This is a genomic window from Hymenobacter siberiensis (assembly GCF_018967845.1).
Lineage (GTDB): Bacteria > Bacteroidota > Bacteroidia > Cytophagales > Hymenobacteraceae > Hymenobacter > Hymenobacter siberiensis.
The window spans coordinates 2398759-2418672 of sequence record NZ_JAHLZZ010000001.1; the positions used below are offsets into that span (position 1 = coordinate 2398759).

Annotated in this window: 22 protein-coding genes; 6 read left to right on the forward strand and 16 right to left on the reverse strand. The window is 60.7% G+C overall.

Going from position 1 to position 19914, the window contains the following annotated elements:
• Nucleotides 1-216 precede the first annotated feature (216 nt).
• The 11 genes from KQ661_RS23260 to KQ661_RS10410 all read right to left on the reverse strand — a co-directional run bounded on the left by KQ661_RS23260 (nt 217) and on the right by KQ661_RS10410 (nt 9112).
• Nucleotides 217-606, reverse strand: a complete 390-nt coding sequence (locus KQ661_RS23260; RefSeq protein WP_455551013.1) for an HYC_CC_PP family protein — start codon at nt 604-606, stop codon at nt 217-219.
• Between the two features lie 264 nt (nt 607-870).
• A complete protein-coding gene (locus tag KQ661_RS10365; protein WP_216686367.1) occupies nt 871-1719 on the reverse strand; it encodes a formate/nitrite transporter family protein in 849 nt (282 codons plus the stop codon).
• Nucleotides 1720-1925: 206 nt separating this feature from the next.
• Nucleotides 1926-2282 (reverse strand): hypothetical protein, encoded by a 357-nt coding sequence (locus KQ661_RS10370; protein WP_216680548.1) that lies wholly within the window; start codon nt 2280-2282, stop codon nt 1926-1928.
• Nucleotides 2283-2340: 58 nt separating this feature from the next.
• The gene (locus tag KQ661_RS10375) at nt 2341-2862 is read right to left on the reverse strand and encodes a hypothetical protein (RefSeq protein ID WP_216686368.1); all 522 of its coding nucleotides are present in this window, start codon (nt 2860-2862) and stop codon (nt 2341-2343) included.
• 54 nt (nt 2863-2916) lie between these two features.
• The gene (locus KQ661_RS10380) at nt 2917-3540 is read right to left on the reverse strand and encodes a hypothetical protein (RefSeq protein WP_216686369.1); all 624 of its coding nucleotides are present in this window, start codon (nt 3538-3540) and stop codon (nt 2917-2919) included.
• 95 nt (nt 3541-3635) lie between these two features.
• The gene (locus tag KQ661_RS10385; protein ID WP_216686370.1) at nt 3636-4025 is read right to left on the reverse strand and encodes a DUF6799 domain-containing protein; all 390 of its coding nucleotides are present in this window, start codon (nt 4023-4025) and stop codon (nt 3636-3638) included.
• A 280-nt stretch (nt 4026-4305) separates the two neighbouring features.
• On the reverse strand, nt 4306-4515 hold the full coding sequence (locus KQ661_RS10390; protein WP_216686371.1) for a heavy-metal-associated domain-containing protein: 210 nt from the start codon (nt 4513-4515) through the stop codon (nt 4306-4308).
• Between the two features lie 134 nt (nt 4516-4649).
• Nucleotides 4650-7121, reverse strand: a complete 2472-nt coding sequence (locus tag KQ661_RS10395) for a multicopper oxidase domain-containing protein (RefSeq protein WP_216686372.1) — start codon at nt 7119-7121, stop codon at nt 4650-4652.
• 275 nt (nt 7122-7396) lie between these two features.
• Nucleotides 7397-7732: a four-helix bundle copper-binding protein gene (locus KQ661_RS10400; RefSeq protein ID WP_216680554.1), complete on the reverse strand. Its 336-nt coding sequence runs from the start codon at nt 7730-7732 to the stop codon at nt 7397-7399.
• Nucleotides 7733-7794: 62 nt separating this feature from the next.
• Nucleotides 7795-8289, reverse strand: coding sequence for a helix-turn-helix transcriptional regulator (locus KQ661_RS10405; protein ID WP_216686373.1), 495 nt, complete (start codon nt 8287-8289; stop codon nt 7795-7797).
• Between the two features lie 355 nt (nt 8290-8644).
• Nucleotides 8645-9112, reverse strand: a complete 468-nt coding sequence (locus tag KQ661_RS10410) for a hypothetical protein (protein WP_216686374.1) — start codon at nt 9110-9112, stop codon at nt 8645-8647.
• Nucleotides 9113-9537: 425 nt separating this feature from the next.
• Between KQ661_RS10410 and KQ661_RS10415 the strand changes: the two genes are divergently transcribed.
• From KQ661_RS10415 to KQ661_RS10425, 3 genes are all read left to right on the forward strand, one after another.
• Nucleotides 9538-11799, forward strand: coding sequence for a heavy metal translocating P-type ATPase (locus tag KQ661_RS10415; protein ID WP_216686375.1), 2262 nt, complete (start codon nt 9538-9540; stop codon nt 11797-11799).
• A 100-nt stretch (nt 11800-11899) separates the two neighbouring features.
• Nucleotides 11900-12277 carry a cupredoxin domain-containing protein gene (locus KQ661_RS10420; RefSeq protein ID WP_168673442.1) on the forward strand — a complete coding sequence of 126 codons (378 nt, stop codon included), beginning with the start codon at nt 11900-11902 and terminating at the stop codon, nt 12275-12277.
• Nucleotides 12277-12912 (forward strand): helix-turn-helix domain-containing protein, encoded by a 636-nt coding sequence (locus tag KQ661_RS10425; protein ID WP_216686376.1) that lies wholly within the window; start codon nt 12277-12279, stop codon nt 12910-12912. The genes KQ661_RS10420 and KQ661_RS10425 overlap by 1 nt, the downstream gene beginning before the upstream one ends.
• Before the next feature lie 203 nt (nt 12913-13115).
• Here the strand turns inward: KQ661_RS10425 and KQ661_RS10430 are convergent, their stop codons facing one another.
• The 4 genes from KQ661_RS10430 to KQ661_RS10445 all read right to left on the reverse strand — a co-directional run bounded on the left by KQ661_RS10430 (nt 13116) and on the right by KQ661_RS10445 (nt 15167).
• Nucleotides 13116-13355, reverse strand: coding sequence for a hypothetical protein (locus tag KQ661_RS10430; protein WP_216686377.1), 240 nt, complete (start codon nt 13353-13355; stop codon nt 13116-13118).
• Nucleotides 13356-13364: 9 nt separating this feature from the next.
• The gene (locus KQ661_RS10435) at nt 13365-13823 is read right to left on the reverse strand and encodes a hypothetical protein (RefSeq protein ID WP_216680560.1); all 459 of its coding nucleotides are present in this window, start codon (nt 13821-13823) and stop codon (nt 13365-13367) included.
• 66 nt (nt 13824-13889) lie between these two features.
• Nucleotides 13890-14102, reverse strand: coding sequence for a hypothetical protein (locus KQ661_RS10440; RefSeq protein WP_168673283.1), 213 nt, complete (start codon nt 14100-14102; stop codon nt 13890-13892).
• A 147-nt stretch (nt 14103-14249) separates the two neighbouring features.
• Nucleotides 14250-15167 (reverse strand): DUF58 domain-containing protein, encoded by a 918-nt coding sequence (locus tag KQ661_RS10445; RefSeq protein WP_216680561.1) that lies wholly within the window; start codon nt 15165-15167, stop codon nt 14250-14252.
• A 276-nt stretch (nt 15168-15443) separates the two neighbouring features.
• On the opposite strand from KQ661_RS10445, the gene KQ661_RS10450 reads away from it, so the two are divergent.
• Nucleotides 15444-15812, forward strand: coding sequence for a DUF3276 family protein (locus KQ661_RS10450; RefSeq protein ID WP_216680562.1), 369 nt, complete (start codon nt 15444-15446; stop codon nt 15810-15812).
• A gap of 236 nt (nt 15813-16048) precedes the next feature.
• Nucleotides 16049-17149: a redox-regulated ATPase YchF gene (gene ychF, locus KQ661_RS10455; protein ID WP_216680563.1), complete on the forward strand. Its 1101-nt coding sequence runs from the start codon at nt 16049-16051 to the stop codon at nt 17147-17149.
• 190 nt (nt 17150-17339) lie between these two features.
• On the opposite strand, the gene KQ661_RS10460 is transcribed toward ychF, so the two are convergent.
• Nucleotides 17340-18809 carry a M48 family metalloprotease gene (locus KQ661_RS10460; protein WP_216686378.1) on the reverse strand — a complete coding sequence of 490 codons (1470 nt, stop codon included), beginning with the start codon at nt 18807-18809 and terminating at the stop codon, nt 17340-17342.
• Nucleotides 18810-19073: 264 nt separating this feature from the next.
• Here KQ661_RS10460 and KQ661_RS10465 point away from each other — a divergent pair, with 264 nt between their 5' ends.
• Nucleotides 19074-19907: a hypothetical protein gene (locus KQ661_RS10465; RefSeq protein WP_216680565.1), complete on the forward strand. Its 834-nt coding sequence runs from the start codon at nt 19074-19076 to the stop codon at nt 19905-19907.
• Nucleotides 19908-19914: the final 7 nt, after the last annotated feature.

The window sequence follows — 19914 nt, forward strand, 5'->3', positions numbered from 1 at the left end:
CTGGTAGTTGAGGAGGCTGTTCAGGATTTCGTCAGCACGTCATGCTGAACTTGTCGAAGCATCTCTACTGCTTCGTTGTTACCAGCATTGCTTACTTACGCGATAGAGATGCTTCGACTGCACTCAGCCGCCAGATGGGCATGACGTTCTCAAAAACAGCCGTACGCGCGAAAGCCCCACGGCCGAACGGCCGGGGGCACCAAGCAACACCCAAAACTAAATCAGGAAGGCGTGGCCCCGCACGTAAGCAGGGCAGGCGGGCGGCGGGGCGGCAGTGGCCCGCAGCGGCGTGGCCGGCGCATCGGCCGGGTAGGTGGGGGCCGGCAGGCGGTAGGCCAGACGCAACGCGGGCGGCGCCGGCACCGCCACGAGCACCGGCAGCTTGAGCTGCGCGGTAGTAAGCTTCACATCTTTGAGGGTGCTACTCAGCTTTTGGTCGTGGCAGCAGCCGGTGGGCTTTTTAGGCAGCGGGCAGCAGCAAGAATGTGCTGGCAAGGCCATTGATACCCCAGTTACCGCTGACCCACAGAAGTGCATGCTGTACACCAACCCAGGGCTGGACAGCAGGTAGCTCACAAGTAGGAACAGACTGAGGAGGCGCTTCAAGACAGTAAAACAGCGAGTTTGCGGGATAAGTTGCCGCCCCCAAAGGTACGGAAGCCGGCCGGGGAGGGATTTACAGAATTCGGTTCAGAAAGTTGCATAATTTGTAAACATCCCCCGGCACAATTCACTGGCTATGACGCTTGCGCAGAAAGGTCCACCAGCCGGTGCCAGCTTCTTACTGCGCCGCCCGCTCCCTTTTCAGTCGGGCCAGGAGCAAGTTGCATCCGTTTGAAATAGTCGTGCTCAGATAGCCTGTCCTGGCTATTAAGCAGCGTTGCCTTTGGGTTCATTGGCGACTACCTGCGCGTGGTTGAGGCCGGCTACCAGCAGCACCCCGCCCAGAATATTGCCCAGCAGCGCCGGCACCGTGAAGCCGACCAGTGCTTGCCCCCAGGATACCTCACCCGTCGCGGCCAACGTGAACACCTCTATTGTCCCAGCAATGACGTGGCTGAAGTGGCAGATGCCTACGACGTACGTGATAAGGATAATCACCCAGATGCGGCCCGTGCCGGCAAAAGGCAATATCCACACCATCAGGGCAATCATCCAGCCGGCAAAAATGCCGCGTATCATCACAATGCCGAAGCTAGGAGCCAGCACCTCGTGCCCCATGTGGGTAAACTCGGCCCGGATAGCGGGCTCGAACGTGCCGGTATTCTCTACGACCAGAGCCAGGGTCAGGCAGCCCAGCAAGTTGGCCACCAGCACCACGCCCCACAGCCGCAGCACGTTCCGCAGGTTGCGCCAGGTAGGCCGTTCCAGCAGCGGCAGAATCGGGGTGAGCGTGTTTTCAGTGAACAGCTGCTGCCGCCCCAGTACCACAACCAGGAAGCCCAGACTGTAGCCCAGGCTAGCCACCAGCGGGCGCCAGGGCGAATCAGGCAGGTAATGTGTCATCACCCCCTGAGCTATCATCGACAGGCCCATCGACAGGCCTGCGGCCAGCCCCGACCAGAACAGCGCGCCCGACGTGCGGGCCAATTCCTCATGTCCTTCTCTTAGAATGGCTTCGTGGATGATTTTGCTGGACGGCGCACTACGCTCTTTAGCCTCCTTATGCTCTTCTTGAGGGGTTGTTGGTTGGCTGGTGGTGGGTAGGGATTGCTCCATGGGAATAAACGGGTTAGCAGGAAGAGAATAGACTTGTTCCTGAATAAGAAATGGTCAAAGATTTTAGCCGATTATGATGCCTGAATAGTCTTTTTGGTTTGGCCAAGCTTGTATCCTTGGATTCTTTGAGCAGCCCTCGTTTCTGGCGATAAATATGGCTTGGAAAACCACCGATTTCTTATTGAGGAACAAGTCTAACATCTTAACTAACAGACTATAAACTCAGGAAGTAGTTCACCGTTGCCCCGCTCCTGGAGCGTGAGCTGGTTGTTGGCCGGGTCAATCAGGGAGAGGTGGCCCGGGCCGGCGGCCACTATTCGCCCCTTGTTTTCGCCCGGCACCAACGGGCGGTACTTAAACTGCTGCCGGGCGGCGGCAACCGACGCCACCGGAAGTACGTGCGCCCCCGGCCGGGCCTGTTCGGAAAACACCAGCGTATCGGAGCCGGGCAGCCGAAGCGCTGGGGGCTCCGCCTGCACGGCCTCGGCCGGCAGGTCAAGCACGTCAACGTACCAGCGCAGGGAAGCCAGCAGGTCGGGAGCGTAGATGAGTCGGTTCGCCATCAGCGAGAAGAAAGGAGTAAGTAAGAACTACGCAGGAAAACCCAACCCGACCAGGCCACTACCCTGCCTGCGCTTCGTGCTGCCGCCGCAGCGGCACGTCCAGCAGCATGGGTACTCCCTGAATCAGGGCCAGCAGAATGAACTGATACCCTTTTAGAAAATCGTGATTAACGAGCAGCAGCCCGGCACCCATTAGGTTGAGCAGCGCGGCCCCTGCGTACAGCCGCTTGCGGGAGCTGCCCTCGGCCACGGCGGCCGTGTAGGCAAAGCCCGCCGCGCCAAACAGGAACCACAGCGTATGAAAGCTAAAGGGCATCAGCGCCTTGGCTTCGGCGGCGTGAACCCAGAAGTTTTCGACCACGGCCAGGACTGTGGCCCCGGCCCACACCCAGACCAGGGCGTTGGCCCGGCTGCCCAGCAGCAGCGACATAACCACGGGTATGAGCATAGCCCCGGCCCAGGTCCAGAGCACGGCATCGTGCCCATGTTCCAGGGTATGACCAAAGTATTCGGTGAGCAGGTAGGCCACTGTAACGGTGAGGCCCCACCACAGCAGCAGGGATTGACGGGTAAGGTTCATGCTAAAAATAAAAGGATTAAGCTGAATAATCGCCCTTCAATCGGCCACCCATGATTAGAACGCGTGCTGGAAGTCCAAGGTGGCCGTAAACTTGTCGGTATCGGTACCCAGCCCGGCCGCTGCGCCGAGGCTGAGGACGAGCCGCGGGTTCATCTGGCGGCGAATGCCAGCTTCCAGCGACGACCCCATTTCGCCCCGGAAGCGGCGCTGCTCGCGCACGAAATCGAAATCCACGACCAGCGACGGCTGCGGCGCGATGCGTGTGGAGTAGCCCACCAGCAACGCGTAGCGGTCAAGACGCTCCTCTTTCAGCTGGCCGGCTTCGGCCTGCACGCCGGGCTGGCTGTTGTGGAAGTAGGCCACGTTGAGATGCAGGCGGTTGAGGGTGCCGAACAGACTTTTGGTGAGGATGAAGCGGCCGTTGTAGTCGGTGCCTTCGCTGCGCAGGCCGGTGGGCAGCGTGAGGGCGCCGGCAAGGGCCACGGCGGGCAGGAACTTGCCTTCGGTGTTGAATTTGTAGAGGCCCCCAACCTGCACGTTGCCGCTGCCCGCCCGGTCGCCGTTGCCGGAGTAGATGGGCACGGACACGGCCAGCTGGGTATTGCGGAAAATGCCCAATTCGAGGGTGGGCGTGTACTGCACCAGGTTGTCGCCCTGCCGGCCGCGCTGGTAGCGCATGGGCGCTGACTGGAGTACGGGTAGTAGCGGGTGGCCCGCCAAATCTGGCGGCCTCTTCCTGCACCCGGTCCGGTTGTGATGGCGGGGCGGGGCGCTTACATTTTCATGTTGTCCATCTTTCCGCCTTTCATTTTTCCGTCTTTCATTATACCGGACTTCTTCATCTCGTCCATCGATTTCATCTTGCCGTCCATCATCATGCACTGGCCGTCTTTCATCTTCATGGTGGTGCCATCCTTCATCTTGCAGGTGCCATCGGTCATGCACATGGTACCATCGGCCATGGTCATGTCGGCGGTCATGGGCATCATCTTGCCGCCTTTCATCATCATCATTTTGCCGTCTTTCATCATACAGCCGTCCTTAGCCATCGACTTGGTGGCGGAATGGGCATGGTGGGCGGCCTTCGGGGTCGTCTGGGCCTGAGATGTACTGGTCAGGCCAGCGAATAAGAGGGCGCTCAGGAGATAGGAGAGCTTTTTCATTAGAGGGGGGGAATGATTGTTGGTAAGCCTATTATGGGTAAGGGACCGGGCAACCGGACCACCTGTGCCGGAGGTGAAGCCGGCGCGAAACAGCGCCAGCAAAGGTCTGCCGGAGCTGGAAGCAAGGCCATGACAGATGCGGCCCCAATGCATGAGCTTTGTCATGCTTCATGAGGCCAGCTGTCTGGATTACGAATGCTCAATAGTGATGCAGGGACGGTACCGCCGCCAACCAAAAACGCCCGGCAATACCGGGCGTTTTTAAGCATGAGGCCAAGCCTTAGGCCGCCTGAATCCGGAAACCGGCCTTCTCCACAGCCTGCACCACCTGCTCGGCCGTGAGCTTATCGGAGGTGACCGTAAGAATCTTGTCGGGGTTGGTGGTATCGATCTGCCAGTTGCCAGCGCCGGCTTCCTGATTGAGGGTGGGCGTCACGGATTTGATGCAGCCGCCGCAGTTGATGTTGGTTTTGAATTGGAGCGTTTTCATGTTGATTAGCGCTAAGGGACCACCGGTGGTCCGTGTGAATAAAACGCAGAAAGCGGCCGCTTGGTGCTACCAAAGGGGTGCAGAATTGCGCCCCCGGCTTGCATGATTACGCGGCGCCTGCGTGTGGTTGGGGCTTAAAACCGCAGGTTCAGGCCGCCACCGCCACCGAAGCGGCTGTCGTAGCTGCCCATCAGCGAGAAGTTGCGCGAGAGCAGGTATTCGGCCCCGCTGCGCCACACGACTTCTTTGGCAAAGCGGCGGTTGTTGTCCAGCTTGTTCACCCAGCCGAAGTCGGCCTGGTACTCATAATAGCCGGACACGAGTAGCCGCGGCATCACCATAATGGCCCGGCCCAGGCTCAGGCGGGGCCGCAGCTGGTTGTCGATGCGGGCATCGAGGCTGAACAGGTAGGGCGTCAGGAAGCGGACGCCGACCACGGCGGTGGTGGTGGTTTTGGTGACCATGCGGCCCCCGGCCCCTGGCTCGGTAAGCGGGGCGGGCTGCTGCTGCCGGGCGTTCTCCACGTTCACACCCCCGAACACGCGGAAGTAGTCGTAGAGGTAGCGCTCGTAGGTGGCCTCCGATTCCATGTTGCGGTTCCAGCCGTTCTCCACGCTCAGGTTGAACTGGTTGCGGATGTTGGACGACACCAGGTTCAGGTTGCCCATGTGCGAGGCCACGCCGAGCAGGCCCCAGGTGTAGTAGCGGTTGGTTTCGTGCACCAGCGTGCTCTTCGGGTAACCCTGCATCCGCGGGTCGCGGGGCGTGTTGTAGCTCACCACGCGGCCCATGCCGCTCATTAGGTGGTAGAGGACGTGGCAGTGCAGAAACCAGTCGCCCGACTCGTTGCCCAGCACCTCGATGGTGACCTGCTTCATGGGTGGCACGTTCACGGTGTGCTTCAGGGGCGAGTAGTCGCCGTTTTCGTTGATGACCCGAAAAAAGTGCCCGTGCAGGTGCATGGGGTGGTGCATCATCGTCAGGTTGTTGTAGGTGATGCGGGTAATCTGGTTGCCCCGAATCGGGATTTCATCGGCCGACGACAGTGGTACGCCGTTCATGCTCCAGATGTAGCGCTTCATGTTGCCGGTGAGGTTGAGCAGGATTTCGCGCACGGGCACGGTATCGGCGTAGGCCGTTTTTTGCACGGACCGCAGGTAGTCGTAGTTGTACTCGGCGAACATATTCATGCCGCCCATGGCCATGCCGGCCATCGGCTTATCGGCGCCCATCTTCATCCCGGCGTGGGCCGTGTCAGCGGGCATTTTCATGCCGTCTATCTTCATGCCATCCATCTTCTTCGTGCCATCCATCGGCATGCCGGCCATAGTGGGCTTGGGTGGTGCGGGCTGGTCGTTCATTTTCATGCCGGCCTTCTGGTCGTTGCCGCCCATGTTCATGCCGCCCATTTCCTTTCCGGCCATGGGCTTATCGGTGCCCATGTTCATGCCGCCCATTTTTCCATCTTTCCCTTTCTTGCCCATCTGCATGCCCCAGTTGGCTTTCATCTGCTCGGGGTCGACGTGGTGGGGCCGAAACTTGAGGGCGGGTGCGCCCATGCGCATGTCCATTTTGGCCATCTGCTGCATGAGCGCGATTTTATCGGGGTGGGGCAGCACCGGGGCGGCCAGCACTGGGCCCGTGCCCAAGAAGGCCGACGCGGTACCGGAGCCGTCCTGCGCCATGGCCCGAAATTCGAGCTTGCCGCTGGCCGGAATCGTGACCAGGAAATCGTAGGTTTCGGCAATGGCAATGAAGGTTTTGTTGTGTTTCACGGGCACCACGTCCTGCCCGTCGGCGGCCACCAGCAGCGGGTCCTCGCCCCCAAACGTCAGCCAGAACTGCGTCGAGGTTCCTCCGTTGATGATGCGCAGGCGCACCCTTTCGCCGGGCTTAAAATCGGGGTACTCCTGCACCGGCTGGCCGTTTACCAGGAAGGCGTTGTAGTACACGTCGGCAATGCCGAAGCCCTCCATGCGCTGCTTCCAGAAGTTGAGCTGCGCCCCGAAGGCCCCGCGGGCAATCACGCGGTTGAGCGGCGTGGCCGTCCCCTTGGCAATGTTATACCACTCGGTGCCCCGTTTGAGGTAACGCAGCACATTCTTCGGCTGCTGGTTGGTCCAGTCCGAGAGCACGAGCACCAGCTCCTTGTCGTAGGTGAGGCGCTCGTGCTTGGGCTCGATGACGATGGAGCCATACACGCCGCTTTGCTCCTGCAGCAGGGTATGCGAGTGGTACCAGTAGGTGCCGGCCTGCTTAAGCGGAAACTCATATTTCAGCTCCTGCCCCGGCTTGATGGGCGGCGTGTTGAGGTAGGGCACCCCGTCGTAAAAATTGGGGACCAGCAGCCCGTGCCAGTGCACCGACGTTTCCACGTTCATTTCATTCTTGACGTAGATAACCGCGTAGCCGCCCTCCTTGAACCGAATAGTAGGGCCGGGAATCCCGCCGTTGACGGTCATGCCCTGCATGGTCTTGCCGGCCTTGCTCACCTGCTCCTGCCGAATGGTGAGGTGATAAACGGCCGTATCCGTCTGGGCCCGGGCCGGCCGGACCGTGAGCAGCAGCAGTAGTAGCGAAAAAAGGAATAAGGAGTAAACTCTCATGTAGGGATTGTTGAAATGCCCGTACCGCGTGGGGCAGCGCGGAGGTCAGGCTCGAATTGGTTCTGTTGAGCTTGCCGAAGCGGAATACCCCGCATCTTCAGCCTGGAGATAGTTGGAGCGGGGAGAGGCTAGTAACGGGTAGCGGACGGAGGCTCCTGCCAGGTGCCTCGCCGCGCGTGGCCCTTGGCAGGCCAGGAACTACCGCACCGTAAAAATGACAGAGAGCCCGGTCACTGAATGGCCGGGCTCTGCTAATACCGAAGAAGCGGCAGCAGCTAGGCGGCCATGCCGGTGCGGCAGGCTTGCTCGCAGCGACGGCAGGCCTCGGCGCACTCCTTGCAGTGCTGCATGCGGGCACTGTGCTTCTCGCACTCGTCGCCGCAGGCTTTGCAGATTTCGGCGCACTCTTTCAGCAAATGCGCAGCATGTTCCGAGCCGCGAGCTACGAAACGGGCCGTGATAGCGCAGATATCGGCGCAGTCGCGGTCGATGCTGATGCAGCGGACCATCATTTTTACGTCTTCTTCCTCGAGGCAGGCCGAGGCGCAATGCTCGCAGGCGGCGATACAGGCGTTGAGGGCGTCGAGCAGGGATTGGTTTTGAGCATGCATGGGGGAAGGGGCTATAAGTGAATGAGATTGGCTTGAGCTACCCTCTCCTATACTCATCCTGCTCAGCTTGGTTTTGCATCAATAAACCTGGGGCTTGCATCATTTGGTGTTGCCGCTTCGGTCCGGGGCCGGGTTGCCTCCCGCTGGCGGTAGGCCGAGGGAGCGCACTGCGCAAATCGCCGGAACTGTGCCGAGAAGTGCGACAGGCTACCGTAGCCCAGCTGCCGAGCAATGCGCCCGATATCGAGCCGGGAGGTCAGCAGCAGTTCCCGGGCGTAGGCCAGCCGCTGCCCTGTGACGTAGCTGAGCAGGCTTTCGGGGTCGGGCAGCTGGGCAAACAGGCCGTGCAGCTGCCGCACACTCAGGCCCACCTCCTGCGCCAGGGCAGGAATGAAGTCGCGGTGTCGGAGCATAACGGGGCGGCGCAACAGCTCGTCGACCAGCTGCTTCACCTGCGCGGCCAGTACGTGGTGCGGATTTTCCAGCAGGGCAAAGCCCGCCGCGGCCAGCACTTCCCGGATGCGGACCCAGTCCAGTTGCTCCCCCGCGTCGGCCACGGTGGCGGCTCCCCAACCGCACGTCGAGCACCCGCAGGCCCAGATTTTCCAGCTCCTGCCGCACTACGCGAATGCCACGCGGGCACACCATGTGCTTGATATAGAGCATGCAACCGGCATTATCGGGCGTAAGGGAGTGGTCGAGAGACATAAGTGTTTTTAGAAAAAAGCGGCACGGACTCCTGTCGGCGAGGCGCATCGGGGCTTACCGCAACCGCACGGGCATTGGACGGGCCGGAAAAACCAGGAAAATGAGGGGATATGACATGGCCAGGCCACACCGGCGAGCAAACGAAAAGGCCCGCCCCGGACACAGCGTAGCTATGCCGGCGCGAGCCTTAGCGCGTCGGAAGAATCAGACAGTTAGCGGCTGGATAAAAATGCGGGTGTCAAGGATTTTGGGTTTTAGGTGCCCGGGCGGCACCAGCGTAACCGCTGCGGTGCGGACCCACTGGCCGGCCTGGGGCCGGAAGTGAAACGCCATAGCGGCCGGTAACAGGGCCAAGGCGGGCATCATCAGCTGCTTCTGAGCAGGCGTCATCAGCGACGAAAGCAGCGAAGCCGACTTGTCCTTACAGCAGTCGTGGCTGGTGGTCGACTTCGACGAATGCCCCTTGTGCCGGCCGTGGGGTTCCGCCTGGGCCCCGTGCCCATGGCAGCCCGGATGCGCGGGCTTTTCGTGGTGCGCCAGCTCCGCCGGGTGCGGAGCCACCACTCCCGGGTTTACCGTAGCGCACCAGCACTGCCCCACAAACACGTTGACGAAGACGAGCAGGAAGCTCGTCGCCAGCAAACGGCGGAAGGAAAACAGGTTAAGGAACATAAAAAGGGACCAGTCAATCGTAAAAATAGGTTTATCTGTTGGAAAGAGTCACCTTGGTTTTCCAATCACAGTGCAGTTAAAGGGGTTCACCCTCTGCTCCGAGCGGCTACAAACCACAGGGAAAGGCGGGGTTTCTGCCTATTTGAGGTCATTATACTGGTATAATCAGTCATTGTCAAACATAATTCGTTGGCAGGATTATGTAAGTGCGAAGCCGGATTTTATCAAGCTCGTACGGACGGGCGACGGTGGATATACCGGGAGGCAATTAACCTCAACCGGCAATGCCATCCGTCAAATTATGCAATTCTGCGGCGGTATTCAGTACCAACTTCCCTGCGGGAACGCCGTTCCTTTGTAAGGGGACTGTGGGCTTTCTCCGCCGATTAGCTATGCCCGGCAACTGCCTAATAACCTGCATTTCTATGGAACCAACTACCAAAACCGAAACCCTCGACATCGAAGGCATGACCTGCGCCTCCTGCGCATCGGCCGTGGAAAAGTCGCTGAGCCGGGCCCCCGGCGTGCAGAGCGCGATGGTCAATTTCGCCACCGAGAAAGCCACCGTACACTACCTGCCCGGCCAGGCCAGCCCCGCCACCCTCAAGGAAGCCGTCGTGAATGCCGGCTACGGGGTGCTGGAGCGCGCCCCCGATACCAGCGCCGCCGAGCGCAGCGCCGAAATCGACCGCCAGAAAGCCCTGGCTTACCAGAAGCTCAAGCGCCGCTTTTGGGTGGCCGTGGGTCTGGTCGTCGTCATCATGCCGCTGAGCATGCTGATGCTCTGGCCCGCGATGATGGCGCGAATCAACGTGCAGTGGCTCAACTACGTGCTGCTGCTGCTCACGCTGCCCGTGCTGGCCTACAGCGGGCGCGAGTTCTACGTGTCGGCCTGGAACGGCTTCAAGCACCGGGCGGCCAATATGGATACGCTCATTGCCGTGGGCACTGGCGCAGCTTTCCTCTACAGCCTGGCGGCCACCGTGGTACCCGGCTTTTTCACCAGCCGGGGCCTAATGCCCGAGGTGTACTACGACACCACGGCTACCATTATCGCCCTGATTCTGCTGGGCAAGGTGATGGAGATGCGCGCCAAAACGCAGACCTCTGCCGCCATGCGCAGCCTCATCGGCCTGCAAGCCAAAACCGCCCGCGTGGTGCGGCCCGGCGGCGCGGAAGTAGATGTGCCCATCGAGCAGGTGCAGCTCGGCGACATCGTGGTGGTGCGCCCCGGCGAAAAAGTAGCCACCGACGGCCGCATCACCGAAGGCCAATCCTCGCTCGATGAAGCCATGCTAACCGGCGAAAGCCTGCCCGTGGAAAAGAAAACCGGCGACCCGGTGTTCGGGGCCACGCTCAATAAAACTGGCTCCTTTCGCTTTGAAGTAACCAAAGTCGGGGCCGATACCATGCTTTCGCAAATTGTGAAGCTGGTGGAAGACGCCCAGGGCAGCCGCGCCCCCATTCAGCGGCTGGCCGACAAGGTCAGCTCCATTTTCGTGCCCACGGTGGTCATTATTTCCATTCTCACGTTCGTGATTTGGTTTGACCTGGCCCCGGTGGACACGCGTCTTCCGCTGGCATTGGTCAACTTCGTGGCCGTGCTCATCATTGCCTGCCCCTGCGCGCTGGGCCTGGCCACGCCCACGGCCATCATGGTGAGCACCGGCAAGGGCGCTGAGTACGGCGTACTGATTCGCAACGCCGAAGCCCTGGAAAAAGCCTACCAGGTGAATACCGTGCTGCTCGACAAAACCGGCACCATAACCAAGGGTGAACCCGCCGTGACCGACTTCCTGGCCCCCGGTCAGGACGGCCCGCGCCTGCTGCAGCTGGTGGCCGCTGTGGAGCGCCAGAGCGAGCACCCGCTGGCCGAAGCCGTGGTGCGCTACGCCGATGTCCAGGGTAGCAGTAGCCTGACCAACAATGGATTCCGGGCCGTGGAGGGCAAAGGCGCCACCGCCACCGTCGACGGCCAGGTCGTGTTCATCGGTAACCGCCGCCTGCTGGCCGACGAGGGCATCACCCTTTCGCTCGAGCTCACCGCCCAGGCCGAGCAGCTGCTGGGCCAGGCCAAAACCGTGCTCTACGTGGCCGTGGCCGGGCAGGCCGTAGCCCTGCTGGGCGTGGCCGATACCGTGCGCGATACCTCCATCGCCGCCATCAAAGAGCTGCAGGCCCTGGGCATTGAGGTGGTGATGATGACGGGCGATAACCCCCAGACCGCCGCCCAGGTGGCCGGCCAGGTGGGCATCACCCGCTACTTCGCCGAAGTGCTGCCGGCCGACAAAGCCGGCAAGGTGAAGGAACTGCAGGCCGAGGGCCGCATCGTGGCCATGGTGGGCGACGGCATTAACGACGCGCCCGCGCTGGCCCAGGCCGACATCGGCCTGGCCATCGGCTCGGGTACCGACGTGGCAATGGAAGCGGCCGGCATCACGCTCATGCGCTCCGACCTGCACGGCGTGGTCACGGCCATCGAGCTGAGCCGCCAGACCATCCGCACCATCAAGCAGAACCTGTTTTTCGCCTTCGTGTACAACACGCTGGGCATTCCCGTGGCGGCCGGACTGCTGTATCCCTTCTTCGGCATCCTGCTCTCGCCCATGCTGGCGGCGGCGGCCATGGCGCTCAGCTCGGTTTCGGTGCTCACCAATTCGCTGAGGCTGCGCTCCTTTAAAGGCTAAGCTATTAGCTGCTGGCTGTTAGCTGACAGCTGACAGCATTTCCCCAAATAGTCACAACAAAAGCTAGCAGCTAGCAGCTGATAGCTAACAGCTTAAAACCATGGACACAACCGCCATAATCGTCACCATCGTCGGCCTAGGCTTAGCGGCCTTCGTGCTGTGGTACTTCTTCTTCTCGGCCCGCCAGACGGCCAGCGCCGTTTCCTCATCCAGCGGCGTGCAGGAAGTGGACATCACGGTGAAAGGCGGTTATTCGCCCGACATCATCGAGGTGGAACGCGGCAAACCCGTGCAGCTGAGCTTCTACCGCGACGAGGAAAACAGCTGCTCGGAAGAGCTGCTGATGCCCGATTTCAGCATTCGCCGCGACCTGCCGGCCTTCAAAACGACGCTGGTGGAGCTGTTACCCGAAAAGGCCGGCACCTTCCCGTTCACCTGCGGCATGGGCATGCTGCGCGGCAGTCTGGTGGTCAAATAATGCCGCATCCTTTAAAAGCCGACGTTGGTATTGCTCATGTGCTGCCGCCGCCCGGCTCGCACCGGCTATTGATTAAGAACATGGTTTGCCCCCAGTGCATCCGGGTGGTGGGCGAAGACCTGGCAGCCCAGGGCCTGCAGGTGCACCGCGTGGCCCTGGGCGAGGCCGACGTATCGACGCCCGACGGCGCGGCTCCCAACTGGGCCGCCATCCGGACCAGCTTGCATAAGGCCGGATTTGAGCTGCTGGAAGACCCGCGCGACCAACTCGTGGACCGCATCAAAACCCTGCTGGTGGCCCTGATTCACTACCCGCCGCCCGGCCCCCGCCTGCTCAACTATTCGGATTACCTAGTGGAGCACCTGGAGAAGGATTACCACTACCTTTCTCACTTGTTCTCCGCTTCCGAAGGTCTCACGATTGAGAAATTCACCATCCGCCAGAAGGTGGAACGGGCCAAGGAGCTGATTGGCTACGGCGAGCTGTCCGTGGCCGAAGTGGCCCGGCAGCTGGGCTACAGCAGCCCGGCGCACCTCTCGCGGCAATTCCGGCAGGTGACGGGCCTCACGCCCACCGAATTCCAGAAGCTGGGTCCGGCCTCTGCCGCCCGCCGCAGCCTGGATTCGCTGATTTGAGCCGAAAATCTGGATGCCGTTCTTTGAGTAGGTAGTCAGTAATCAGATTTCATATATCTAAAAAATCAGTCAATTGATTCCTGTCTGACTACCGATTGCTGATAACTGACTACTGGGTAGTCCGGCCGGGCCGCATCGACACAAAAAAGCCTTCCCGCTACGTAGCGGAAAGGCTTTTGAATTGCTGAAGGATTGGAACCGGGCTATTTGCCGCCCGCCCGCCGCATGCGGTAGGAGTCGACCTGCTGGCGCAGCACGGCCAGCAGGGAGCCATAGCGCTGCCGGGCTTCCCGGGTGTCTTCCAGCTGCTGAAGGCGGGAATTGATTAGCTCCGAGAAATCTTCGACGGAATAGGTACGTTTCGGCGCGTTAATCACGGGCGGAGCAACAAGTTGAATCGGGCAGTATAGCGAGGTCGCTACGGCATATACGTAGCGCTTCAAAATTAAGACTTAAAACCGAAACAAGGGCCGGGCCGGATTCCAGATGCCCCACGGAATCATGAGCAGCACGAGCAGCAGCGCCACGCCGTAGTAGAGCAGGGACTTACGGTGCTTCTGGGTGCTGTCGGCGGTTTTCTTCACAACGATGCGGCCTACCTGGGCCACAATGGCGGCCAGAATCATTATGGCAACGTGCTCCATGCCGAAAAAGCGGGCGGTGGGGTCTTTCATGGCGCCGGCCTGCTTCATGGCGTTCAGGCCCCAGGGGCTGAGGCCGAAGTACAGTCCAAAGCCGATGAGCACCTGCAACCATATAAAGCCCGAGAAAGCGGCACTCATGCCGTTGTCGGCGCTGAGGTAGGGGCGGCGGCCGGAGTAGCCCACGTAGGCACGGTACACGGCAATGGCACCGAAGATGAGCACGAACCAGCGGGACCAGGAGTGCAGAACGAGAAGGGTTTGGTACATGATGAGGTGAAAAAGAGTAGCAAAATTACCCCGGTGGCCGGGTTGGTAAAGGTACGTGGGAGGTGCTTACGGGCGTGGTGGCCGGCTCGCCCGCTCTTCGGCCGCCCGCTCGCGCATGGCCATAAACAGCGCGATAAATACCGAGACAAACGGCAACAGCAGCCCCAGTCCAAACCACCGCCAGAACGAGCGGCCGTAGTTATAGGCAATGTAGCCGGTGATGGGCGCGAAGACGAGCAGCGAAACCCCAAAAATGAGCAGTAGGCGCAGTAAAAACACGATAAACAGGCAAGAGGCAAGCTGAAAGAGAAGCCAAAGCTACGGCGGCGGCGGTAGCAGCTTTGGTTGTAGCACACGCCGTAGCGTGTGCCACGTTGCACGATGCCGCGCGAATACGCACACGCCGAAGCATGTGCTATCGGTGCTTTACCGCACCTTGCCGCGCTTCACCAGGTAAGCATAGAGTACTTTTTCGAACGGCTCGCGCACGTCCACGGGCACGAAATCGATGCGGAGCTGGCCGCAGCGCAGGGCCAGCTCCTGCTCATAGGCCGTCATGGCCGCCTGGTATTGCTCTTTCACCTGCGAAGGCTGGAGCTTGATTTCGAGGCCGGTTTCCACGTCTTCAAAAATATAAGGCCGCTCGGAAAATTCGAAATCCGCTTCGGTAGCCCGGTCGAGAATGTGGAACAGCAGCACCTCGTGGTGCTGGTGCTTGAGGTGCTGCAGGGCGGCCAGGGCCGTTTCCTGCTCTTCTGCGCCGCGCCCCAGCATGTCGCTGAACAGGATGACGAGCGAGCGTTTCGGAATCTGCCGGGCAATGGCGTGAATGGTGCCGGCCACGTCGGTGCCCCGGCCGGTTTTGGGCCCGGGCGGGCGCTCCAGCAGCTGTTGCAGCGCCAGCAGCAGCGTGTGTCGGTGGGTGCTGGTGGAGCGCACCGGCGTTTGCAGCTCAATGGCGTCGGCGAAGGTGACGAGGCCCACGGCATCGCGCTGGCGGGTGAGCAGCGTGGTGAGCGCGGCGGCCGCCAGAATGCTGAATTTCAGCTTGTCGAAGCCCGGCGCGGGGTAGTACATGCTGGGGCTCACATCGAGCAGAATATGCGCCCGCAGGTTGGTTTCTTCCTCGTAGCGCTTCACGAAAAGCTTGTCGGTGCGGGCAAAAACCTTCCAGTCGATGTGGCGCGTGCTCTCGCCGGGGTTATACAGGCGGTGCTCCGAAAACTCCACCGAAAACCCGTGGTAGGGCGACTGGTGCAGGCCGGTAATGAACCCATCCACGAGCTGGCGGGCCAGAAACTCAAGGTTCTCGAAGGAGCGGATGGCGGCGAGGTCGAGGGGCATGGGGTGAATTTTGTTGTTGTAAAGAACGTCATGCTGAGCGCAGCCGAAGCATCTCGCGTGCAGCAGTTATTAAATCGTGTTGATTAGTGGTGGCACGCGAGATGTTTCGGCTGCGCTCAGCATGACGTTCTTCTTCTTCGCCCCCACCGCGAGCACCGTTCCTGCCTTCAACACCAACGCTACCCCCGCCGTTTATCTTTGCTACAACTTTCGTAAGTTAGGCCTTTCAACCAACCGACCGTTTCTATTTCCCACCCATACCCCCAACCCAACGCCGTGGACGACCGTCACGACCAGGAAGAAATTTATTCTCAACGCATTAAAGCCGGCAAGCGCACGTATTTCTTCGACGTGAAAGCCACCCGCGGCCAGGATTACTACCTGACCATCACCGAGAGCAAGCGCCGCCAGAACGGCGACGACTCCGTTTCGTACGAAAAGCACAAAATTTTCCTCTACAAGGAAGATTTCCTAAAGTTCGTGGATGCCCTGCAGGACGCCGTGGACTATGTGCGCGAAGAGCTGCTGAGCCCCGAGGAAGTGGCCGAGCTCGACCGCCCCCGCGAGTACGACGACCGCGACCAGCCCCGCCGCGAGGTGGAGCGCCCCGCCTTCGACCCCAACCGCAGCGACGACAGCTTCTAGGGCTTTGCCCGTCATGCAGCGCGCAGCGAAGCATCTTTACCTCAATAGTAAACCAATCGACAGGAGTTAGTATCGAGGTAAAGATGCTCCGCTGCGCGCTGCATGACAGATGCCCCCAAAACGGCGTAATCAGACTTTCGTCTGGCTGCGCCGTTTTGCGTTACCGCAAGCCGTACCTTTGCAGCCGAATTGCCCCCAATTCATAATTGATAATTCATAATTTATAATTCCAAAAAATGGGCCTCCGCTGCGGTATCGTCGGCTTGCCGAACGTCGGTAAATCCACCCTTTTCAACGCGCTTTCGAACGCCAAGGCCGAATCGGCCAACTACCCGTTCTGCACCATCGAGCCCAACGTGGGCGTTATCACCGTGCCCGATGAGCGCCTCCAGATTCTGGAAGCCCTCGTGAACCCCAAGCGCGTGCTGCCCACCATCATCGAGTTTGTCGACATTGCCGGCCTCGTGAAGGGTGCCAGCAAGGGCGAAGGCCTGGGCAATAAATTCCTGGCTAACATTCGCGAGGTAGACGCCATTATCCACGTGGTGCGCTGCTTCGACGACCCCAACATCGTGCACGTAGCCGGCGGCGTCGACCCGGTTTTTGATAAGGATGTTATCGACACCGAGCTGCAGCTCAAGGACCTGGAAAGCGTCGACAAGAAGCTGGTGAAATCGGAGCGCAGCGCCAAAGCCGGCGATGCTGTGGCCAAGAAGGAAGTTGCAGTGCTTCAGCGTTTCAAGGATGCTCTGGAGGCCGGCCAGAACGCCCGCGCCCTCAGCGTCACCCCTGATGAGCTGGAAGCAGTGGCCGACCTGCAGCTGCTCACCATCAAGCCCGTGATTTACGTGGCCAACGTGGACGAGGCCAGCATTGCCAGCAACGGCAACCACCACGTAACCGCCCTGCGCGAGCACGTGAAGGCCGAAGGTGCCCAGGTAGTGCTGGTATCGGCCGCCATCGAGGAGCAGATTGCCGACATGGAGGACCCCGAGGAAAAAGAAATGTTCCTGGGCGAGTATGGCCTCACCGAGTCGGGCCTGAACAAGCTCATCCGCGCCAGCTACGAGCTGCTGAACCTGATTACCTACTTCACTGCCGGCGTGCAGGAAGTGCGCGCCTGGACTATCCATCGCGGCGACAAAGCGCCCGCCGCCGCCGGCGTCATTCACTCCGATTTCGAGAAAGGCTTCATCCGCGCCGAGGTTATCAAGTTGCCCGATTATCAGGAGTATAAGACGGAAGTAAAAATCAAGGAAGCCGGAAAAATGGCTGTGGAAGGCAAGGAGTATGTGGTGCAGGATGGTGACATCATGCACTTCCGCTTCAACGTCTAAGACCACGAATTAGCTCGGATTTTAGCGGATTTCACGGATTTTGTGGACGTTGAAAATCAGAAAAAATAAAAAGGCTTGCCAGTAGGCAAGCCTTTTTATTTTTTCTGATGACCATGCTGGCCGTCGGATGATGGATAATAATCGGCTACAAAATCCGTGAAATCCGCTAAAATCCGAGCTAATTCGTGGTCTATTTGCCCACTACCTTATACAGCATGCCCTTGGGCAGCTTATCGGTGGTTTTCATGCCATTTACAATGGCCAGCTCCTGGTAGCGGCTCGACGGAACCCCGGCCGAGGCCAGGGCTGCCGCCAGCGTTTGGGTGCCGGTGGCGGTGCGGATGTGGATGTGCTCGGGCTGGCGGTTTAGCTTGCTGGCCTCGGTGAGGCGGGCGTAGCCTTGGGCGGCCTGCTGAAACTGCGGCGCATATGCGCTGAACGAGGAGGGTTCGGCCAGGCCCACAAATGCGTAGATGCTCTTGCCGTCTTGAATGAGCTGGGCCAGCACGTGGGCCGAGGTACTGTTTTGGTCGGAAGCCTGTTGGTCGCCTTCAAACACGAGGGCCGGGAAGCCGTTGATGGTCGTTTTCTGGGCCTGCGCATTGCTTACGCCAATGGCCTTGGCCAGGCTCTGGCCGGCTTCGTCGAGCGAAGAGCCGCCGGCTCCCAGGAATACGAGCAGGGCTTTGCCATTGGGCTCCTGCATCTGGAATTTATCGGGGGAGTTCTGCGACTTCCAGCCCGAGGGGATGGGGAAGCGGAATTTCAAATCGGGGTGGTAAAACACGCTGTTTTCCACGAAGCCCTGGCGCGGGTCTTCGCCAAAAGTCAGGCCCTCGATGGAGCGCAGGTAAGCGTCGCGGTTCACTGCGAAGGTGCTGCGGCCGGCGCTCTGCTTGGCCTGGGCGGCCAGCTGCTTCACGCGGGTGTAGCGGTCGGCCGAGTTGGGGTGGGTGCTGAGGAAGGTGGGAATGCTGCTGCCGCTCTGAGCCTCGGTGCGCTCCAGGGTCTGGAAAAAATCGGCCATGTGGCTGGCATCGTAGCCGATTTTGGTGGAGTACTTCACGCCCAACCCGTCGGCCTCGTTCTCGTCGTCGCGGCTATATTTCAGCATGCCCAGGCCCACCACCTGCTGCGCCACGCCGCCCAGCGACTGCATCACGCGCGGGGCTACTATCGAGCCCAGCAGCATACCGATGCCGGCAATGGTGCTGCGCGTCTGCTGCTTTTTGCCGTGCTGGGCGGTAATGTGGCCGAGTTCGTGCCCGAGCACGCCGGAGAACTGGGCTTCGTCATTGAAATACGCCATGATGCCGCGCGTGAAGTACACGTGGCCATCGGGTGTGGCGAAGGCGTTGATGACGGGCGAATCGACCACGGTGAAGCCGTAGTCGCCGGGGCGGTCCGAAATGGCCGCCATGGCCTTGCCCCGCGCCGTGATGAGCTGTTGCAGCTTGGCATTGTTATACAAGCCAAACTGGGCGATAACGGCCGGGTCGGGTTTGGCCCCTTGCAGCGGGCGGGCGGCCGGAATAGCGCGGGCCGAAGCCGTGGCCGGGCGGCGGGCCGCCCAGTCAGTCATGCTGGAAGAGCTGGCCAGCGGCAGCAGTAATGAAAGCAGCGCGCCAGTGCGCAGGGCAGGAAGAAACGAAAAATTCATGGGAATAAATAAAGCGGAATTTACCGGTGAAGAACAGCGGATGGGCCTGCAACGGCGGCGGGGCAAATGCGGTTACGCCGCGCTAGGGTTGGACCCGGTGGGGTGGGCGGTTAGCTTTGCGATGGGGCCGGCCGGGGCAGGCTCCACCGGGGTTATGCCATTTCCCTGCCAGTTTGTGGCCAAACCAGTCATATTCACTCAAAACACACCCGATAACCGGGAACATTGCGGCTGATTTTACTTGGTTGTATTTCAAATTTTAGGATGATTATTCCCCGTTCGTGGCCCGTGTGGCTGCCCGCAGCTTTTTTGTTCCTGGCGTGTAGCCGCCAGCCCACGGCCAGCAGCGCCAGCCGTTTCGCTCCCGCGCCACCGGTGGTGGATGGGCGGGCCACGGAGTGGACCGACTCCCTGCACTACGACCCCACCAGCAAGCTGCAATACCAGGTGCTGAACGATGGCCGCGCGGTGTACCTGCGCATCAAAGCCGCCGACCCGGCCACCCAGGCCAAAATTGTGCGGCTGGGCCTCACGGTCTGGCTCGATACCACGGGCCGCAACCAGCACCAGTTTGGGGTGCGGTTTCCGATAGGCGGGCCTCTGGCTGGGCGTGGCGAGCCCGAAGGCGGCGACCAGCAGTCCGAGCTCGGCTCGCCTGCCGAACGCCGGGCGGCCCGGCATGAGCGCATGACGCGGGTAATCGGCAATATGCGTGAGATGGAGCTCCTCAACTACAAAGGCAGCAAGGAGCCCACCCTCACCGATGCCCAGTCGCAGCTCGGCGTGAAAGCCGCCCTTGGCGTGGATGCGCAGGAAGACCTGATTTATGAGCTGGCCGTGCCGATGCGCCTGCTTTACCGCAAACTGCCCGCGCTGGCCGGCGGCCGGCCCGCCGTGGTAGGCATCACCATCGCTGGCAACAAGTGGAACCCGCCCGTGGGCAGCCCCGGCGGCAGCGTGATGAACAGCGGCCAGGGCGGCATGGGCATGCGCGGCGGTATGCCTGGCGGTGGCATGCGGGGTGGCGGCATGCGCGGCAGCTACGGCATTGAAAGCATCTCCCTGAAAACCAGCGTGCAGCTCAGTAGCGGTAAGTAGCTTGCCG

What these genes read in the sequence shown, in the direction of transcription:
- KQ661_RS10400 (WP_216680554.1), bottom strand. Translation starts at nt 7,732, where the DNA reads ATGCATGCTCAAAACCAATCCCTGCTCGACGCCCTCAACGCCTGTATC.
- KQ661_RS10425 (WP_216686376.1), top strand. Translation starts at nt 12,277, where the DNA reads ATGCCGCATCCTTTAAAAGCCGACGTTGGTATTGCTCATGTGCTGCCG.
- KQ661_RS10385 (WP_216686370.1), bottom strand. Translation starts at nt 4,025, where the DNA reads ATGAAAAAGCTCTCCTATCTCCTGAGCGCCCTCTTATTCGCTGGCCTG.
- KQ661_RS10415 (WP_216686375.1), top strand. Translation starts at nt 9,538, where the DNA reads ATGGAACCAACTACCAAAACCGAAACCCTCGACATCGAAGGCATGACC.
- KQ661_RS10420 (WP_168673442.1), top strand. Translation starts at nt 11,900, where the DNA reads ATGGACACAACCGCCATAATCGTCACCATCGTCGGCCTAGGCTTAGCG.
- KQ661_RS10380 (WP_216686369.1), bottom strand. Translation starts at nt 3,540, where the DNA reads ATGCGCTACCAGCGCGGCCGGCAGGGCGACAACCTGGTGCAGTACACG.
- KQ661_RS10365 (WP_216686367.1), bottom strand. Translation starts at nt 1,719, where the DNA reads ATGGAGCAATCCCTACCCACCACCAGCCAACCAACAACCCCTCAAGAA.
- KQ661_RS10460 (WP_216686378.1), bottom strand. Translation starts at nt 18,809, where the DNA reads ATGAATTTTTCGTTTCTTCCTGCCCTGCGCACTGGCGCGCTGCTTTCA.
- KQ661_RS10375 (WP_216686368.1), bottom strand. Translation starts at nt 2,862, where the DNA reads ATGAACCTTACCCGTCAATCCCTGCTGCTGTGGTGGGGCCTCACCGTT.
- KQ661_RS10445 (WP_216680561.1), bottom strand. Translation starts at nt 15,167, where the DNA reads ATGCCCCTCGACCTCGCCGCCATCCGCTCCTTCGAGAACCTTGAGTTT.
- KQ661_RS10370 (WP_216680548.1), bottom strand. Translation starts at nt 2,282, where the DNA reads ATGGCGAACCGACTCATCTACGCTCCCGACCTGCTGGCTTCCCTGCGC.
- KQ661_RS10395 (WP_216686372.1), bottom strand. Translation starts at nt 7,121, where the DNA reads ATGAGAGTTTACTCCTTATTCCTTTTTTCGCTACTACTGCTGCTGCTC.
- KQ661_RS10390 (WP_216686371.1), bottom strand. Translation starts at nt 4,515, where the DNA reads ATGAAAACGCTCCAATTCAAAACCAACATCAACTGCGGCGGCTGCATC.
- ychF (WP_216680563.1), top strand. Translation starts at nt 16,049, where the DNA reads ATGGGCCTCCGCTGCGGTATCGTCGGCTTGCCGAACGTCGGTAAATCC.
- KQ661_RS10435 (WP_216680560.1), bottom strand. Translation starts at nt 13,823, where the DNA reads ATGTACCAAACCCTTCTCGTTCTGCACTCCTGGTCCCGCTGGTTCGTG.
- KQ661_RS10465 (WP_216680565.1), top strand. Translation starts at nt 19,074, where the DNA reads ATGATTATTCCCCGTTCGTGGCCCGTGTGGCTGCCCGCAGCTTTTTTG.
- KQ661_RS10410 (WP_216686374.1), bottom strand. Translation starts at nt 9,112, where the DNA reads ATGTTCCTTAACCTGTTTTCCTTCCGCCGTTTGCTGGCGACGAGCTTC.